General features: G+C 44.3%; 17 protein-coding genes. 13 read left to right on the plus strand and 4 right to left on the minus strand.

Annotated features, from left to right (window positions below):
• Positions 1 to 30: 30 nt before the first annotated feature.
• Positions 31 to 906 (minus strand): DNA/RNA non-specific endonuclease, encoded by an 876-nt coding sequence (locus tag RT422_RS03425; RefSeq protein ID WP_313421284.1) that lies wholly within the window; start codon positions 904 to 906, stop codon positions 31 to 33.
• 269 nt (positions 907 to 1175) lie between these two features.
• Between RT422_RS03425 and queC the strand changes: the two genes are divergently transcribed.
• The 5 genes from queC to rlmKL all read left to right on the plus strand — a co-directional run bounded on the left by queC (position 1176) and on the right by rlmKL (position 6477).
• Positions 1176 to 1886 (plus strand): 7-cyano-7-deazaguanine synthase QueC, encoded by a 711-nt coding sequence (queC, locus tag RT422_RS03430; protein ID WP_313421286.1) that lies wholly within the window; start codon positions 1176 to 1178, stop codon positions 1884 to 1886.
• A gap of 107 nt (positions 1887 to 1993) precedes the next feature.
• Positions 1994 to 2308 (plus strand): hypothetical protein, encoded by a 315-nt coding sequence (locus RT422_RS03435; RefSeq protein ID WP_065252727.1) that lies wholly within the window; start codon positions 1994 to 1996, stop codon positions 2306 to 2308.
• A gap of 145 nt (positions 2309 to 2453) precedes the next feature.
• Entirely contained in the window at positions 2454 to 2954 is a 501-nt protein-coding gene (locus RT422_RS03440) for a peroxiredoxin (RefSeq protein WP_313421287.1), read from the plus strand.
• A gap of 76 nt (positions 2955 to 3030) precedes the next feature.
• Positions 3031 to 4134 (plus strand): mechanosensitive ion channel family protein, encoded by a 1104-nt coding sequence (locus RT422_RS03445; protein WP_313421288.1) that lies wholly within the window; start codon positions 3031 to 3033, stop codon positions 4132 to 4134.
• 96 nt (positions 4135 to 4230) lie between these two features.
• Complete coding sequence (gene rlmKL / locus RT422_RS03450) at positions 4231 to 6477, plus strand: bifunctional 23S rRNA (guanine(2069)-N(7))-methyltransferase RlmK/23S rRNA (guanine(2445)-N(2))-methyltransferase RlmL (protein ID WP_313421289.1); 2247 nt, start codon at positions 4231 to 4233, stop codon at positions 6475 to 6477.
• A 56-nt stretch (positions 6478 to 6533) separates the two neighbouring features.
• On the opposite strand, the gene RT422_RS03455 is transcribed toward rlmKL, so the two are convergent.
• From RT422_RS03455 to dusB, 3 genes are all read right to left on the minus strand, one after another.
• A complete protein-coding gene (locus RT422_RS03455) occupies positions 6534 to 6704 on the minus strand; it encodes a hypothetical protein (RefSeq protein ID WP_313421290.1) in 171 nt (56 codons plus the stop codon).
• A 259-nt stretch (positions 6705 to 6963) separates the two neighbouring features.
• Complete coding sequence (locus tag RT422_RS03460; protein WP_313421291.1) at positions 6964 to 7602, minus strand: peroxiredoxin; 639 nt, start codon at positions 7600 to 7602, stop codon at positions 6964 to 6966.
• Positions 7603 to 7776: 174 nt separating this feature from the next.
• Positions 7777 to 8775, minus strand: a complete 999-nt coding sequence (dusB, locus tag RT422_RS03465) for a tRNA dihydrouridine synthase DusB (RefSeq protein ID WP_313421292.1) — start codon at positions 8773 to 8775, stop codon at positions 7777 to 7779.
• Positions 8776 to 9372: 597 nt separating this feature from the next.
• Here dusB and rlmN point away from each other — a divergent pair.
• The 8 genes from rlmN (at position 9373) to der (ending at position 18995) form a co-directional block, all read left to right on the plus strand.
• Positions 9373 to 10572 carry a 23S rRNA (adenine(2503)-C(2))-methyltransferase RlmN gene (gene rlmN, locus RT422_RS03470; protein ID WP_313421293.1) on the plus strand — a complete coding sequence of 400 codons (1200 nt, stop codon included), beginning with the start codon at positions 9373 to 9375 and terminating at the stop codon, positions 10570 to 10572.
• A gap of 208 nt (positions 10573 to 10780) precedes the next feature.
• On the plus strand, positions 10781 to 11734 hold the full coding sequence (pilW, locus tag RT422_RS03475; RefSeq protein ID WP_282849584.1) for a type IV pilus biogenesis/stability protein PilW: 954 nt from the start codon (positions 10781 to 10783) through the stop codon (positions 11732 to 11734).
• A gap of 1 nt (position 11735) precedes the next feature.
• The gene (locus tag RT422_RS03480; RefSeq protein WP_099808110.1) at positions 11736 to 12644 is read left to right on the plus strand and encodes a helix-turn-helix domain-containing protein; all 909 of its coding nucleotides are present in this window, start codon (positions 11736 to 11738) and stop codon (positions 12642 to 12644) included.
• A 64-nt stretch (positions 12645 to 12708) separates the two neighbouring features.
• On the plus strand, positions 12709 to 13824 hold the full coding sequence (ispG, locus tag RT422_RS03485; RefSeq protein ID WP_313421295.1) for a flavodoxin-dependent (E)-4-hydroxy-3-methylbut-2-enyl-diphosphate synthase: 1116 nt from the start codon (positions 12709 to 12711) through the stop codon (positions 13822 to 13824).
• 48 nt (positions 13825 to 13872) lie between these two features.
• Complete coding sequence (hisS, locus tag RT422_RS03490) at positions 13873 to 15171, plus strand: histidine--tRNA ligase (protein WP_313421296.1); 1299 nt, start codon at positions 13873 to 13875, stop codon at positions 15169 to 15171.
• A 65-nt stretch (positions 15172 to 15236) separates the two neighbouring features.
• A complete protein-coding gene (locus tag RT422_RS03495) occupies positions 15237 to 16064 on the plus strand; it encodes a YfgM family protein (RefSeq protein ID WP_313421298.1) in 828 nt (275 codons plus the stop codon).
• An 84-nt stretch (positions 16065 to 16148) separates the two neighbouring features.
• On the plus strand, positions 16149 to 17390 hold the full coding sequence (bamB, locus tag RT422_RS03500; protein WP_313421299.1) for an outer membrane protein assembly factor BamB: 1242 nt from the start codon (positions 16149 to 16151) through the stop codon (positions 17388 to 17390).
• Between the two features lie 201 nt (positions 17391 to 17591).
• A complete protein-coding gene (gene der / locus RT422_RS03505) occupies positions 17592 to 18995 on the plus strand; it encodes a ribosome biogenesis GTPase Der (protein WP_007115378.1) in 1404 nt (467 codons plus the stop codon).
• Positions 18996 to 18997: the final 2 nt, after the last annotated feature.

The raw sequence follows: 18997 nt of genomic DNA on the forward strand, positions 1-18997 counted from the left end.
TTGCTGTTACTGATTTTGGTTATGGTGAAGTTATGGTGCAATAGTCGCTACATTGCTCGGCAAACTGGGAAACGCATTGACCCCGGTGCGTTTTTTAAGTGTGCTTAGGCTAATTTTTTCAACGGTTCCGCTATCATCATTCGGGCTAAAAAATGCTATCGCTTGATGTTGTGATGCCAAATATACCGCTTTAAAAAAATGCGATGGCACCAACACGCGATTTTTTAGCCGTTTGACTTCCGGTGTTAAGAATGCCACCCCTGTCACTACATAAGCTGAGCCGTATTGGTTGGTCAAGTTGCGAGTTTGTGTTTCAATCTTTACCCAAGTTTTACGGTTGTTGTCAGGCGTTTGTGGGGCAATATTGGCTAAACTAAAACTATCAAATTGTGAGTCCGGGTTTGCCATATCCGCATTGGGCGCTAAATGCCCTCTGTCAAATCCGGTACGGGTATAATCGTTCAATAAGCTACGCACCTCGGTTGGCAGGCGAGTTTCTTCATGAAAGTTATCCTCTCTGACCAAGCTTTTGGCAGCCGTTATTCGTTGTCGCGTCAAATGCTCAGCGACCCAAATCGGGGTTTTGGTGACCCCCGAATACATCACCGCAAAGCCATTAAAGCACAGTGGGTAGGTTTGTTGCGAAAGCTTGGCGGTCATTGTCGGCTGGGTTTTCTCCAAAAACTCGCTGGCGCATTTTTGTAGCGCCTTGTCTAGCGGACGCGTGGTGAGTGTTTGGGTATCTGTATTCGCTTGGGTGGCAGGAATAGTAGTAGGGTTAGTAACAGTATTGCTATCGGGCTTGGTGGCTGAAGGCGCAACACTACAACCTGTCAAATACAGCAAGCCAACACTCACGGCTGATAAGATGGCAGTGTTAGTAACGAAATGGGTATGAACTATCATGAGTGACCTTAAAAAAAAGAAAAAATGAAAAATGGTGCAATGACGACAATGGTATGGTTTGGGCTAAAGTGTTGGATAACGTAGTTTAAAACTTCTTGGTTATTTTATAAGTTTTTTTAGTGGAATACGCAAATATTTACGGGTAGTGATAGCAGTTTTTTGAAATGTTTTTTGGCTAATATTGCGTTGACTACTTTTATCCCCATATTTTCCCATCAACAATTGCTTCAGTTCTGATAAAATACATCTTTTGTCGTTAGTAAATTTTTATGAGTACATCAACCACACCACAAAATGCCGTCGTCTTACTCTCGGGCGGGCTAGATTCCGTGACTTGCCTTTACTGGGCAAAAGCCAATTATGCCAACGTCACAGCGGTAAGCTTTAACTACGGTCAGCGCCACAATAGCGAACTTAATGCCGCCAAAAAAATTGCCGCGACTGCCCAAGTCAATCATCGTATTATCGATATTGATTTGGCACAGTTAGGTGGCTCAGCGTTGACCGATGCTTCGCTGGTGGTACCCGATGCCAAACAAACAGATTTTAGCGATAATCAGCATAATGACAGCATTCCAATCACCTATGTACCTGCGCGTAATACCATCTTTTTGTCGTATGCGCTGGCATTGGCAGAGGTGACACAGTCCAATGCCATTGTGATTGGCGTCAATGCAGTCGATTATTCAGGCTATCCTGACTGCCGTCCTGAATATATTGAAGCCTTTGAAAACATGGCAAATCTCGCTACCAAAGCCGGTGTGATGGGCAATCATCTCCACATTGCAACGCCATTGTTGCATTTAAGTAAAGCAGAAATCATTAAGCTTGGGGTATCGCTGGGGGTGGATTATGCATTAACCGTGTCATGCTACCGCGCAGATAGCGAAGGGCGCGCCTGCGGGCACTGCGATAGCTGTTATCTACGTCAGCAAGGTTTTTTACAAGCTGAAATAGATGACCCGACTATTTATCAGTAATCTATCATCATCAAATCCTGCCAGCTTTATTGCGTCAACGGTAAAGCTAGCCATTGTACGATTGAACACCTGCTGTTCTATACTGCTGTCTCTTATGAGGATAAACTATGAAACATTCAGCCATCGTGACCCTATTTGCTAGCATGGTTTTGCCGTTTGCCGCACATGCCGCCAATCCACAATATGTCAATGCTTGCGCCACCCAAATGACCGAAAAACACATCACTGATGCCGCTTCTGCAAAAAAAGTATGTACTTGTGTGGTAGATGAACAATCAAAAATCACCCAAGCGCAAAAAAATGAGCTTGATACTTGGGTAAAAAGTGGCAAAGATGTTCGCCAAAACAAAACTTTTCAAACCATCAGTGCTCGTATGAAAGCGTGTGGTAACGGCGTTAAATTTAATAAAGCCCGCCCCTAAGCGGTTACAATCAATACCATAATCGATAGCGCCGCACCACCAGACCAGTTGTTTACTGGTCTTTTTTTGTTTTGTCGCATGAAGAAATTTGTACTCAATCTGGCTTTCTGATATTGTTAGTTCAATTTTTGCTTGGGAAATGCCCATGACTCAACTACCCAATTTTTTGGTCACCACTGTGGAAGCGGATACCAGCTGTCATTCTACAAATCAGCCGCAATTTATCCGGCGTCAAATCCACCTGCCAGCGTATGCCAAGCAAGCAGACAAAGGCTTGATTCTGTATTTTTATCCAAAAGACAACACCTCAGGCTGTAGTGTGCAAGCGCAAGATTTTAGCCAGCATTTGACCCAACTGCAGCAGCTTGGCTACCAAGTCATTGGCGTATCAAGAGATAGTGTCAAAAGCCATGAAAAATTTATCGCCAACCAACAGATTAATTTTGCGTTGGTGAGTGATACCGATGAACAGCTTTGCCAATATTTTGGCATCATTGCCGAAAAAAAATTGTACGGCAAAGTCAGCCTTGGCGTGGTACGTTCAACCTTAATTTTCGATAAAGCAGGCAAGCTGGTTCATGAGATGCGCAATGTCCGCGCCAAGGGACATATTGATAAATTACTTGCGATATTGCCTACCCTTTAACCCAAAACAACCTAAATTAACCCAAACGCCTTACATTATTTTTATTTTGATTTTTTGACTCGAGATCACTCATTGTATGTCCGTGAACCAATTTTTTAAAAATATCTATCACGACTTGTATTATGACGTCTATAAAGCAGTCGGTGGTTCGCTCGAAGATGAAGCGGTTAATTGGCCGCTGTATCTCTCCAAACTTGCCAGTACAGGCATCAAAATTATGGTGCTCTTGGCAATTTTGGGCGTGGTCTATCGGTTAAGTTTATTGCTCATCAATTCTGCCCGTTTTATCGCCAAAGACAGTAAATACAGCCAATCGTTAAGGCTCATCGCACGGTTGATGTGGTTGTTTTCAAGTTTGCTTGCGGTGATGAGTCAGCTTAATTTTGAACCTGAAACAGTCAAAGCCACTGCCAAAGCCGGTATTTGGTCAGTGATTTTTTATATGGCGTGGTACAACCTCGGTTATTTGATGCAAAAAATGCTCAAAAATTATGGGCTAAATGCGTCGATTGAACAATTACTGCACAATTTGTTGTCCATGCTCATCATCGTATTGTGGATTGCCTCGGTGATGTCACAGTTTGGTTTTGATATTGTGTCTGTGGTCGCAGGTCTTGGAATTGCAGGTATCGCAGTGGGTTTTGCGGCACAAGCCACACTTGCCAATTTTATTGCCGGTATCACCATTTTGATTGAGCAGTCATTTCAAGTCGGTGATTGGGTCAGCATCAATGAAAAAGAAGGTAAAGTGGTGCAAATCGCCTTGCGCACTACCCAAATTTTGACCCGTGACAATATCACCGTGATTTTCCCCAATTCAACCGTTGCTTCAGCGGAAGTCATTAATTTGACTGCCAAAAATCTGATTCGTTTTGATATTGAAGTGCGTATCGCGTTGGAAGCGGATATTGAAAGCGCTCGCGCTATCATTCTTGATATTTTAGCCAACACCAAAGAGGTATTAGAGCGTCCTGCGCCCACAGCGACAGTGGATAAAATTGGCGATTTTGGGGTATTTTTTATCGTGCGGTTTTGGGTCAATCCGCCACACGTGTCTCGAATGCCATTTATCAAAGAAAATCTACGCGAACAAATCAAAGTAGCACTCGATGATGCCGGCATTGCCACACCTTACCCTCATATGCAGCTTTTAATGCCAAGCGAAGTAGCCCATCGGTAAAAACTTGCCCATAATTTCAGACATTCTGTCATATGTCCTTTGCTAATCATGCTAAAATACGCCATTAATCAACTTTGACTTTTTTTGGCAGTATTTATGACAGACAGCAATACAACGCCCGTCGGGCAAACTTTTCACATTGTAATCACTTGTGCGGATGGGCTAGAGATTCCCTTGCAAACTGAGCTGGCAAGCTTTGGTATAGGTACACAAATTGAGCGCACGGGTCGGCTGATGGCGACATTGACGTTGGCGCAGATTTATCAAGTTTGTCTATGGTCTCGTGTGGCATCGCGGGTATTGCTACCACTGGGCAAAAAGAACATCAATCCCGAGTACGATATTGCAGATCAGCTCTATACCTTTGCCAAAACTGTCAAATGGACCCAGTTATTTGATTTGGAACAAACCTTTGCGATTCGTTTGACCCTAGATAAGCGCGTACAAGCCAACCAGCAATTCACCATGCTGCGTGTCAAAGATGCGATTGCCGACCAATTTAACGAGCAGTTCGGGCGTCGCCCCAATGTCGATAAAAACCCCGATTTTGGCATTGTCGCTACTGTGGGTGACAAACAAGCTGAATTGTATCTAGACTTATCAGGTACCAGTTTGCACCGCCGTGGTTATCGTGCTGCGATGACTGAAGCGCCACTCAAAGAAAACTTGGCGGCTGCCCTGCTCTATAGCGTGAATTTTCACACCACCCAATTTGACAGTATCGTCGACCCAATGTGCGGCTCAGGCACGCTGATTATTGAAGCCTTGCTGATGAGCGCAGATTATGCCGTAGGACTCGATAAGGCCGATAGCCAATTTGGGTTTTACGCATGGCAACATCATGATACTGACCTTTGGGAGCGTATGGTGCAAGACGCGCAAACCCGTTTTCATCATCGCCTAAATGCCATGGCAAATGGCGAGATGCCCGCGGTATTTGCTTTTGATATGGACTCAGGCGCGGTTCGAGCCACGCACAAAAATTTAATCGCCGCAGGTTTGACGCCTATCATCAACCGTATTACCTTGCAGCAGCGCTCACTAGCGACCCTTAATTTGGCACTAGAAAAACAAGTCAATGGCTGGGTCAATCCCCTGTTTATCACTAACCCACCGTATGGTGAGCGCTTGGGTGAAGAAGAATTGATTAAACCCTTGTATCAAGGCTTGGGTAAAAAATTACAAGCCCTGTTTGCAAATAGCCCTGCCAAAGTGACTTTGGGTGTCCTCGCTGCCAAAATTGAACAAGCTGACGTACTACCCCTTGCCGAGCCAAAAACCCTACGCTGTCATAATGGCGCTATCACCGTTTATTTTCGTTATGGTGAGCTGTTAAAGAGTAAAGACACACCGTTGATTACGCGTTTTGAAAAGCGTGAAATCGCTGTAGAAGAAGGTCAAGATTTTGTCAATCGACTACAAAAAAATCTTGCCAATCTGCGCAAGCTTGCTCACAAACAAGCCGTGACCAATCTGCGGGTGTATGATGCCGACTTACCTGATTTTAAAGTGGCGGTGGATGTGTATGGTGAATTTGTGCATGTGCAAGAATATGCCGCCCCCAAATCAATCCCGTTAGAGACCGCCAAAAAACGCTTTAATCTAGCGCTGCATGGCGTGCGTGAAGCCTTGCAAGTGAACCGTGAGCAAGTGTTTATCAAAACCCGCGCCCGCCAATCAGGCAATGAGCAGTATGAGAAGAAAGCCAATTCGGGTAAATTCCATGTGGTCAGCGAGCCAACCACCAACAACCAACGGGCGTATTTTTTGGTGAACTTTAGCGATTATTTGGATACAGGGTTATTCCTTGACCATCGCAGCATCCGAAAAATTATTGCAGAAAACTCACGCGGTAAAACGGTGCTTAATCTGTTTGCTTATACTTGTACTGCCAGTGTGCATGCGGCTTTGGGCGGTGCAAAAGCGGTGACATCGGTCGATTTATCACAAAACTATCTGGATTGGGGACGCAAAAATTTTGCCCTAAACGGCTTGCCAGATTTGCCAAGCTACCAGTTTATTGCCCAAGATATTTTTGAATGGATTAAAAGCAATACTGAGCAGTACGATGTGATTTTTATCGATCCGCCGACTTTTTCTAATTCCAAGAAATTCCAAGGTACTTTTGATGTGCAGCGCGACCACGTACCACTCATCAACCGTGCCATGAATCGCTTATCCTCTGATGGCGTGTTATATTTTTCCAATAACTTTACCAAATTTGTGCTAGACGACGAAATCAGCAACCGTTACCACGTTGAAGAAATGACCAACCAAACCATCGGCTTTGATTTTGATAGTAAACGCCCTATTCACCAGTCGTGGGCGATTCGCCACAAATAATTTGCCAATAAAAAAGCGATGACTCGTGTTAGCCATCGCTTTTTTTGATGAGTTGGTTATTTTACCAGAGTCTTGGTTTCAATCACACTCTCAAGCTGATAAAGGTTGCCATAGCCTTTGGTATCGGTGGGCGGTGTGCGATAGCGAGTCAAGCGCAAAACCCGCTGTGCAGTTTCATCATGACGATAATTGATGATAGGCGCATCGAGAAGATGCCATTGACCCACCGCTGTTTTTAGTATTCACCGTTTGGCAACCCGTCAGGGCAAGCATGAGCAATGCGCTCGTTTTAAAGCTACCTTTAATTATTCGATTGTTTATCATTGTTTGTATCCATTATTACGCCATTAATTTAAGTTTAGCCAAATATTTATGGTTATTCAGCATCCGTTCTGTAAATTTAGTTGAGTATATTTAATGGAAGAGTTGGCATAAAAAAACCCAGTCAAGCGACTAGGTTTTTGATTTCAAACTTAACATAAACGATTATTTATTCGGCTGGGGCGTGGTGCGTAGATAAGGCTTGATTTCTTTATGACCTTTTGGGAATTTCGCGGCGATTTCTTCGTTTTTGACGCTTGGCGGGATAATCACATCGTCCCCATCTTGCCACTCAACTGGCGTTGCAATGCCATAATTATCTGACAATTGCAAGGCATCAATCACCCGTAAAATTTCATTGAAGTTACGACCTACGGCAGCTGGGTAAGTGAAAGTTAACCGCAGTTTATGCTGTGGATCGATAATGAATACACTACGAACCGTGTGCGTGGTTGACGCATTTGGGTGAATCATGTCGTAAGCTTCCGATACTTTTTTGTCAGCATCTGCAATGATGGGGAAATTCACCTCGCAGCCTTGGGTTTCTAAGATATCGCCTGCCCAAGTTTTATGGTCTTCGACACTATCGACTGATAAAGCAATGGGTTTGACATGGCGTTTTTTGAATTCATCACCCAATGATGCCGTGCGTCCTAACTCCGTGGTACAGACTGGGGTAAAGTCTGCCGGATGTGAGAATAACACCACCCAGTTATCACCTTGCCAATCGTAAAAATTGATGTTGCCTTCAGTGGTTTGTGCGTCAAAATTTGGTGCCGTGTCGCCAATTCGTAATTGTGCCATCGCTGACTCCTTATAATTTGATTAATCGTATATGGTTATTGTTTGATATCGGTCTTTTACACAGACTCAGCAAAATTTTAACAGATTTTAAATTCATCAATAATGACTTTTTGCGAATCCTTGTTTCTAAAAAGTCATAAGCGCGCTACGATTGACTGTTTTATAGTGGAGATTTTAATCAAATTCCGCAGTCTTTAAAAACCGCGCGACCACGTTAAACTGCCCAGCGGTGGTATCTTCTTCATACATGGCTTGGCGAAACGCATTAGAATTGGCAATGCCTGAGGTATACCAAGCAATATGTTTACGAGCGATACGACACCCCGAGTATTCGCCATAAAACGCATAAATCTCCTGCAAATGGCTCAATACAATCTCTTTTAACTCATCCATCGTTGGACTGGGCAGGATTTCACCAGTCTTTAGATAATGCGCAATGTCGCGAAAAATCCAAGGCTGCCCTTGCCCTGCCCGCCCAATCATAATGCCATCAGCGCCTGTTTGCTCATATACTTGTTTGGCTTTTTGCGGGCTGTCGATATCCCCATTGACGATAACAGGAATGGTGAGAAGATTTTTGACCTCTTTAATTAACTCATAGCGAGCGCTGCCCAGATATTTATCTTCTCGGGTGCGTCCATGAATTACAATCATGGCGATACCTGCCTCTTCTGCCATTTTTGCGACACGTAAAATATTTTCTTCGCCATTGGCATAGCCTAGACGGGTTTTTAGCGTGACTGGTACATCCACTGCATTGACCGTGGCATCTAATAGTCGCTTGACCAAATCTTCATCTTTGAGTAGCGCTGAACCAGCAAGCTTTTTGCATACTTTTTTTGCCGGGCAACCCATATTGATATCGACAATTTGCGCCCCATTGGCAACTTGATAGCGAGCGGCTTCGGCGATTTTTTCTGGGTCTGAACCAGCGATTTGCGCAGAAATAGGCGCGATTTCGCCATCAAAATTGGCACGATACAGTGTTTTGTGATGGGCAAACAAAGTGGCATCAGAGGTCATCATCTCCGACACGGCATGCCCTGCGCCAAAGGACTTAGCCAGCATGCGAAAAGGCTTATCAGTGACCCCTGCCATCGGGGCAACGATGATGCGGTTGGCGATGGTCTGGTCACCGATACTGAGGGGGGTAAGTAATGGATGGTTGGACATAAATACAAAAGAATGACGAGCTCAAAAATGGGGGAACATTATAACTTTTATTGTCCATGCTTTGGCTAAAAATATTACGCATTTATCATACTCCCCATTTCCCCCTCTTTTAAACAATCGGGTGAGTTTTTATATCAATTTTTTACGATTTTTTATCTGTTTGTCATATAGACTTAACCCAATAGAAGTTTAATAGTGTCATACTCATCAATTTGTTAGACCTAGATTTAGACATAGAAATGGGCATAAACATATGTTAAAACAGCTTAAGCTTTGGTATCGAGGCGGCAGGTATGTCAATGGCGAAGTGGTTTATCAGCTACCTCATTGGTCTGCTAGGGTGGCTCGTCGTACGGTTGATTTTGTTTCGCTTGAATGGAAGTGGTTATTGGCATTTTTATGCCTAATTATTGCAATTGTTGTTATCTCCATTTGATGGAGAGAGACTTTATAACCTTAGCCATGCCAATTTGGGCAACATATCAGAGGTAAAGATATTGTATATAAAACAGCTAACAAGTCACTATGTTTTACCATGACAAATAGTTGAGATTTTAGTATAATATCTTGTTTATTTGACACGCTTATACGACCGCTATGACCCAAATTCCTGTCATTCAAAACCCAGAAATGGTTAATCCCCAAGACCTTACCGCAAAAACCAATTTACTTGGCATGAGTAAGGCTGAGCTTGGACAATTTTTTGTAAAGCTCGGCGAAAAACCATTTCGTGCCACCCAAGTGATGAAGTGGATCTATCAGTTTGGCGTGACCGATTTTTATCAAATGACGAATTTGTCCAAAAAACTACAAGAAACATTGGATGAAGTGGCAACTGTGTCGCCCCCAACGGTCAAGTTTAAACAATTTAGCGAAGATGGCACCCGTAAATGGGTGTTTGAAGTAGCAGGTGGCTCGCTGGTGGAAACTGTGCTCATCCCAGCTGACGATAACAAACAGTTTGGACGTAAGACCTTGTGTATTTCCTCGCAAGTCGGCTGTGCGCTTGACTGCTCGTTTTGTAGCACCGGCAAACAAGGCTTTGAGCGGGACTTATCGCCTAGCGAAATTATCGGGCAGCTGTGGGTGGCCAACCAGTCTTATATGGAAAACGTGCCTGTCACTGAACGCGAAAATCGGGTTACCAATGTGGTGATGATGGGCATGGGTGAACCCCTGTTAAATTATGAGCCTGTGGTAGCCAGTATGTCATTGATGCTCGATGATTTTGGTTTTGGATTGTCCAAACGCCGCGTTACCCTATCAACATCGGGCATCGTGCCAAAGATGTATGAGCTCGCCAAAGACATTGATGTAGCACTTGCTATCAGCCTACATGCACCCAATGATGAACTGCGTAACGAACTGGTACCCATTAATAAAAAATATCCACTCAAAGAGCTGATAGCCGCCGCCAAATCTTATGTATATGACGAAAATCCCCGTCATAAAAAACACGTCACCATCGAATATGTCATGTTAAAAGACGTCAATGACACGGATGAGCACGCCCGTCAGCTGGTCAATCTGCTCAAAGATTTGCCCTGCAAAATTAATTTGATTCCGTTTAATCCGTTCCCGCATGCGCCTTACGGACGCTCTAGTAACAATCGTATCCATGCGTTTAGCAATATCTTGAACCAAGCAGGGTTTGTCTGTACCATTCGCCAAACCCGCGGCGATGACATTGATGCGGCATGTGGTCAATTGGTCGGACAAGTGACTGATAAAACCCGCCGAGCAAAACAATGGCAAGAAAAAGTGTCGAAAACGTTACAATCTAAAGCGTCTCATTAAATCTTTTATCATTATAATAGTTCGGCGTGATAAAGGCGCAAGTTAGCCTTATCGGTTGGTGTTATCAAGGTTTTTTTGCTATAGTAATAGCCATTTTTAGTGATAGGCTTGTTTTGCTATTGGGTTTTATCGACGATTAAAATTGGTTATCTACTGTCAAAATTTTTAATTATTCAATTTAGTTCATTTGATTATGAGTAAGTTTGTTATGCCACCATGTCACTCACGTCAAACTCATTTATACCACAGTCAACCTGCTATTTTGTGTCAATTACACGACAACGATATAGAAGACAATGATAAAATGCCCGGCAAATCAAATTTTTTATCTAAGATTTTTGCCGCAGGTATGATTGGCCTTTCAAGCCTCACCCTTTGTCTAACAGGTTGTACCACCACCCGACAAGTCACCACGCAAACAGTCACCGCCAGTGACCCAAGTCGTTGGGAAAAAAATCCAGAAGAAATCGCCAGAATTCGCACCGCGATTGCCGCTGAATATATTCGTGGTGGTAAATTAGACGATGCCAAACGACAGTTAGAAAGTGCATTAAAGTCTTATCCAAAGTCAGCAGAAGCCAATGATATGATGGGCGTGTTATTGCAGCAAGAAGGCAGCCCGCGCAATATGCAAAAAGCCGAAGCTTATTTTAAAAACGCCATCGCCCTCAATCCTGACTTTAGTCAAGCAAACAACAATTATGGCGTCTATCTCGCCCAACTCAGTCGTAACCAAGAAGCGATTGCCCAGTTTCAAATTGCGGGTTCTGCCTTAGGGTATGACGGTCGTGCCAGTGCGTTAGAGAATTTAGGGCGTACAGCATTAAAGGTCAAAAACAAACCACTGGCGATACAGTCATTTATCAAAGCACTCGATGCCAATCGCCAAAGCATCGTCGCCCGTACAGAGCTGATTGATATTTTATTGACCGATGGCAAATTTTTGGAGGCGCAGGCACTGTATAATGATTTGGTTAAAATTATTGGTCAAGCCAACCTTGACCCGCGCACTTTATCGCAAGGAATTAGGCTTGCCAAACTTGCGAACAATCCCATGGAAATGCAAAAATTAGCGCAGCAGCTTTTGGATCGCTATCCCCTTAGCGATGAAGCAAAGCAGATTCGTTCTGGACTTTTAACCCCAACGTCAACTTGGAAATAAGATGGAAAACAGCAATAACACCGACAATCAACAAAACTCTACCCCTGTTCATGACACAACCCAGCTTTTGGGTCAGCGTTTTAAACAAGCCCGTGAGAAAAAAGGCTTATCGATTGACGATGTGGCTGCCAAAACTTTCATTTTAAAAAGCCATCTTCGGGCGCTTGAAGCCAATGATTTTGACGCCTTACCACAGCCTACCTTTGCGCGCGGTTTTGCCACGACCTATGGGCGTTTTTTGGGTTTGGATAAAAATCTGGTTGCGCAAAGTTTTGATGCCCAATACCCCGCCACCCTCAAACAAAAATATGCCACGGTCATCAATGCCCCGATGCAGCCGATGGGCACGCTTAATCGTGAAGCGCGTCCTAGTGTGCGTATTAACCCTTTTGTCATTGGTGGGATTTTATTGGTATTGGGGCTTGCGATTTTTATTTTTAATAAAGTTAGCAAAGCACATAATGACTCAGTTGAACAAGCGCCCGCTAGTGCTGTTGCCAGTATGCCAACCCAAGACCAAGTCAGCGGTGCGTCGCTTAACAATGCAGGCTCAGCGATTGTGACAAACACGGTGACTGCCAGTGGGTTACCCGCAACCGGATCTGCCATTACTGGTGTCGCGGTGAGTGCTGATAATGCCAGTGGTACAGCAGCGACAGGACAAGCTGGCGCCAAAGCTTCGATTGACATTTTTGTGAAAGATACCACCAAAATCACCATTGTCGATGCGACAGGCAATACGATTTTAGATGGAGATCAAGCACGCGGTAGTTACCAATTGACAGGTCAAGCGCCGTTTCAAGTCAATATCGATAAAGCCAGCAATGTGAGCTTGGATTTGAACAAACAACCGATTAAATTAAGCAATTATGCCCAAAACGATAAAGCCAATTTTACGTTAAAACCTTAACCGCTTATAACTTTAAAAATACGCTAAACCATTCGTTATAACAGTTATAATAATAGGAACGCCTATGTCAGCGCATAACCCCATCAAACGTAAACTCACCAAAAAAATCTACGTCGGTAATGTCGCAGTAGGCGGTGACGCCCCCATTAGTGTGCAAAGTATGACCAATACAGATACTTGTGATGTCGATGCCACTGTGGCACAGATTCAGCGCTGTGTCGATGCCGGTGCTGATCTAATGCGCGTCTCAACGCCAACGATGGAAAGCGTAAAAGCCTTTGCCGAAATCAAAAGACAAGTTTCTGTGCCCCTAGTGGCAGACGTTCATTTTGATTATAAAATTGCACTGGCGGTGGCTGATGCAGGTGCAGACTGTTTACGTATCAACCCAGGTAATATCGGCAATGAACAAAAAGTGCGTGAAGTGATTGCCGCCGCCAAACATCATGGCATCAGTATGCGCATTGGCGTAAACGCGGGGTCACTAGAAAAAGATATCCAAAAAAAATATGGTGAACCCACGGGTGAAGCCATGCTTGAATCGGCGATGCGCCATATTGATATTTTAGATCGTAATAACTTTGATCAATTTAAAATCTCAGTCAAAGCCAGTAATGTGTTTTTGACCATGGATGCGTATCGGTTGATTTCTGCACAAGTTGACAATCCCTTGCATTTAGGTGTGACAGAAGCGGGAGTGTACCGCACCGGTACCGTTAAGTCTGCGATTGCGTTAGGCGGGCTATTACTAGAAGGTATTGGTGATACCATGCGTATTTCGCTAGCCGCTGAGCCAGAAGAAGAAATTAAAATCGGTTTTGATATTTTAAAATCACTCGGTATTCGTAGTAATGGGGTGAATTTTATCGCCTGCCCTAGCTGCTCACGCCAAGAGTTTGATGTGATTCGGGTGATGATGGACTTAGAAAAACGCCTAGAAGATATCCGTGAGCCAATGGATGTATCGGTGATTGGCTGTAAAGTCAATGGTCCAGGGGAAGCCAAAGAATCAGATATCGGCGTGGTGGGTGCTAGTCCAAATAGCCTAGTATATAAAAATGGGGAAAAATCACATTTGATTGATACCATCAAGCTTGCTGACGAGATTGAAGCCATGGTCCGCCAAAAAGTGGCTGAGCGTGAAGCGCAGCGCGCCAATGAAATTTTACGGGTTAAATAATTTTTGTGTCGTTTATTTTTTTAGTTTGTATTTTTTGGGAAATTGACCATGTTAAAATCCATTAAAGGGTTTAATGATATCTTACACATTGAGACAGAATCTACGCGCCCATCGAGCGAATGGCGCCGACTTGAAAGCAGCCTTATCGATGTGCTCAATCAATTTGGCTTTGAGCAAATTCGCATTCCAATCGTTGAAGAAACCCAGCTATTTGCCCGTGCGATTGGCGATGCCACTGACATTGTCGAAAAGGAAATGTATAGTTTTTATGACAAATCCAACCCACCTACGGCATTGACGCTACGCCCTGAAGGCACGGCAGGCGCGGTACGTGCCGTAGTGGAGCATAACTTATTGCGGGGTGACAATCCAAAACTTTGGTACATCGGTCCTATGTTTCGCTATGAACAACCGCAAAAAGGCCGTTATCGTCAGTTTCACCAATTAGGGGTTGAGAGTTTTGGCAGTGAATTGGCGGATGCCGATGCTGAGCTCATTATCATGACTTACCAAATGTGGCAAAAATTGGGTATTTTAGACGTGGTGCAACTTGAGATTAATAGCTTGGGTGAGATAGACGAACGACTGGCATATCGTCAAGCCTTGGTGGATTTTTTAACCGATAAAAAATCTCAATTGGATGAAGATAGTCAGCGCCGCTTAACCACCAACCCACTACGTATTTTGGATAGTAAAGATAAAAACACCCAACAAATTTTAGAGAACGCCCCAAAGCTTGCTGACTTTTTGGGGGCAGCAAGCCAGCAGCATTTTGAAGCCTTGCAACATTATCTTAAAGCAGTCGGCATCAATTTTGTGATTAATCCAAAACTGGTACGCGGTTTAGATTATTACAATAAAACCGTATTTGAATGGACGACTGACCAGCTAGGTAGCCAAGCCACGGTATGTGCTGGGGGGCGTTATGATGGGCTTATTGGACAAATCAAAGCCATTGGCAGTGATAAACCAGCCGCTTCCGAGCCGGCAGTAGGTTTTGCCATGGGGCTTGAGCGTTTGTTGTTACTCATGCAAAAGGTGCATCCGTTTGAGGCAACACCTGCCTGTGATGTATTTGTGGTCGCCCATCCTGATGTTTACACCGATGCCATCAAATTTGCCCATGAGCTACGTACACGACGTTCGAATCTTCGCGTGAAAATGGCAAGTGCCACGAGTTTAAAAGCGCAAATGAAAAAAGCCGACAAATCAGGTGCGCACTTGTCAGTGATTATCGCGCAAGATGAAGTCGCTAACCAGCAAATTACCATCAAAAAAATGGCAACCGGTGACCAAATTACGGTCGCGAGTGACACACTCTTTAGCGAAAATCCAGATTTTATCTAATCTATCTGATTGAGCCAAATTTGATGGTTAACTTATATCAGTAATTTTTTGAAAGGCTTTATGTAATGGTTAAAGACGTACAACCTAAGCTAGTGAATGATGAACAGCAATCCTTAGGCGCGCTTAAACAATATGGTGGCTATATTTTGTCCGCCATTATGTTGGTATTAGCGGGCTATTTTGGCTGGAGTTACTGGCAAAAGCATGGCGGCAATATAGATACCGCAGCGGCGAACGATTTTGCCAAAATTCAAAGCGACCAAAACAACATTGAGACCCTAACCACCCAAGCTGCCACCGATACCAAAGCACAAGCGCAACTGACTACGGCGCAAACCAATTTGGACAAAGATTTGAGCGAATTTGTGGCTAAACATGATAATTCGGTTTATACATGGCAAGCCTTGATGCTGCAAGCCAAACAGCAAACCGATAAAAATGATCTAAAAGCGGCGGCGGCAACGCTACAAAAAGCATCTCAGTTAACGCTGAAGGATGATGGGCTAAAAGCCATTGCCATTTTGCGCCAAGCACAAGTGCTATTGTCAGACAATCAAGCGGATGCGGCACAAAAGCGCTTACAAAGCCCCTTACCCGCTGCCTTTGAAGCCAGTAAACTTGAGATTTTGGGGGACATTGCCAACCAACAAGGTGATAAAAAAGCGGCTGCTACTCATTACCAAAAGGCTTGGCAATTGATTGAACAACGTAATCAAAACAACCCAAACCCACAAGACCGTGCATTGCTGCGTATCAAAATGGAAAGCCTAGGCCTAAGCGTCAAACAACCTGATTTAACAGGTGGCGTACTCGCTAAGCCTACCCAAGCTGAAAATACTGCCCCTGCTGCAGCAACCGCATCTGCGCCTGCTGTTGCCTCAAGCATAAAATAGGTGCAAATTAGGTAAAAAATCTTAACCTGACAAAACTTTTAACTGACAACATTTTAAACTTCACCATACGTTACGAGATAAACAATGACTACCATAACAACAACAAAATCGACGCCTTTATCGACAAACTTAATGAAACCTGCCGTATTTGCATCCGCTTTGGTGGTAGCGTTGACCATGACAGGTTGTGACAAGTTTAAAAAATCTGACAATGTCCATAAACCTGCCGCACTTGTGAAACTCGCTAGCAGTCAAAATGTGATTTCCCCACTGTTTAGTCAAGGCAGTAATACAAAAGTTAGCAAACGCTTTGGCAGTTTGCGCAACAAAACCACCATCAGCCAGCAACCTACCGCCTTTCGCGTGGCGTATGACAACAATGGCTATGTGAATGCGTTAGCAGACGGTAGCGTGCAAGCGTTTGATGGGCAAGGCAAAGTGCTTTGGAGTACCAAGCTCAAGCAAGGCTTAATGTCAGGGGTGGCGCTAGATGAACAATCTCGCGTAGCCGTGGTCAGTGACAGCAAAGGGGTCATCATTGCGTTAGACAGAATGACTGGCAAAGTTATTTGGAAAACGCCGTTGGACACCGCAACCCTATCCCCTGCCCTAATCAGCCAAAACCGTGTCATCACCCTTGGCAATGATGGTAAAATTAGTGCGCTGTCGCTAGAGTCTGGCGCGCCTATTTGGACTTTTAACACCCAAAATCCAAATTTAAGCGTTCGCGGTAGTGCCACGCCGATTTTGTTCAATCGCAATACGGTGCTGGTTTCGACAGCCGATGGTCGTATCCATGCTTTAAACATCGATAATGGCGTACCCATTTGGTCAAAACGTTTTGGTATTAGCAAAGGCAGTAGTGATATCGAAAAAATTTCTGATGTAGATGCCACCCCCGTACTAGATGGCAATATGCTGTACGTTGTGTCTTATAGCGGTCAGTTAGTCGCTGCCGATATGGCTTCCCAGCAGTTAAGTTTTGTCAAAGAGTTGGCAAGCCTAAAATCAGTCGGCACAGATGCTAGCCAAGTTTACGCCACTTCGCTCGATGGCGAATTGGTAGCGATGGATAAAATGACAGGCACAGTTAATTGGCAAACCGATAACTTGTCTTATCGTGGTTTGAGTAACGCGGTGAGTATCGGCAACTATGTGGTGGTTGGTGATGCCATGGGTTATTTGCATGTATATGACCGCGCTTCAGGGGCACTGGTTGACAGAAAACAAGCCAAATCCGACGTGGCGGTATTACAGTTTATCAATAACCGTTTGATTGCCCAAAGCGCAAATGGCGCATTTAGTGTTTGGCAAGTAAATCGTTAATTGTTAAACTGTTTACGCATTTAGCAGTTTTGGTGATTGGGTTAGCAGCCCAGACTGATAAAAGTGTGAGTTTAAATGACAACCCAGCATTGCAGCGCGATGTTGGGTTTGTTAAGTTATAGAAATAATGAATTTTTCAAGCTTGTTGAAAATCTTGCTTGTTTAAAATCTTGCTTTTTGAAAATTTTGGAAATTAAATTTATGAAACCAGTTGTTGCCTTGATTGGCCGTCCGAACGTTGGCAAGTCCACCCTATTTAATCAGTTGACCCGCAGTCGTCAAGCCTTGGTTGCTGATTTGGCAGGTCTTACCCGCGACCGTCAATATGGCGATGCAACCTTTGAAGAAAAATCCTTTATCGTCATCGATACCGGTGGTATTGGCGAAGTGGATGAAGGTGACGGCACCATTGATGACTATATGTCGCACCAATCGCATACCGCTATCCATGAAGCCGATATCATTGTATTTGTGGTTGATAGCCGCGCAGGTATCACAGGCGCGGATGAAGTCATTGCCAAACAACTTCACACCCTGGGCAAGCCGGTGTTTTTAGCCGCCAATAAAATGGATGGCGTCCATGAAGCGGCGATTCATGAATTTTATGCGTTAGGTTTTGGCGAGCCATTTCCCATGGCAGCCAGTCACGGACGTGGGGTCGGCAATTTATTAGAAGCCGTCACTGCCAATATGCCCACCGATGACCAAGAAGAACAAGCACCTGATGGCTTGCGCATCGCCATCATTGGCAGACCCAACGTGGGCAAATCAACGCTTGTCAATCGCTTGCTCGGTGAAGAACGCGTGGTGGTTTTTGATATGCCAGGTACCACGCGCGATAGTATCTATATACCTTATGAGCGTGACAATAGACATTATGTGTTGATTGATACTGCGGGTGTGCGTCGCCGTGGACGTATTGACGAAAAAGTTGAAAAATTTTCTGTGGTAAAAACCTTGCAAGCCATCAAAGATGCCCACGTGGTCATCGTGGTCATTGATGCGCAAGAAGGCATTACCGATCAGGATTTGAACTTGTTGGGCTACGCCTTAGAAGCAGGTCGCGCGATGGTGCTTGCCATCAATAAATGGGACGGGCTTGACCAAGACCAAAAGAACTTTGTCAAAATTGAAATGGATCGACGTTTTAACTTTATCCCTTATGTAAAAGTCCATTTAATCTCGGCGCTTCACGGAACGGGTGTTGGCAATCTTTACCCATCGATTCACCGTGCCTATGATGCGGCAATGTTTGATATTTCCACCAGTCGCTTGACCCAAATTTTGCAAGATGCGGTTACTGCCCACCAGCCCCCTATGGTAGGCGGGCGACGCATTAAATTGCGATTTGCGCATTTGGGCGGTCATAATCCACCGATTATTGTGATTCATGGCAATCAGACCAGCCAAGTGCCAAACAGTTATCGTCGCTACCTAGAAAACGAATTTCGCAAGGTATTTAAGCTTGAAGGCACTCCGATTCGGGTCGAGTTTAAACAAAACGCCAATCCTTATGCAGGTCGCACCAATACCATGACGGATGCGCAAAAAGAACGTAAACGTCGAGAGGTGCAAAAATTCAAAAAACGCGGCAAAAAACGTTAAGG

Source organism: Moraxella sp. CTOTU49803 (genome assembly GCF_032097965.1).
Classification (GTDB): Bacteria; Pseudomonadota; Gammaproteobacteria; order Pseudomonadales; family Moraxellaceae; genus Faucicola; species Faucicola tetraodonis.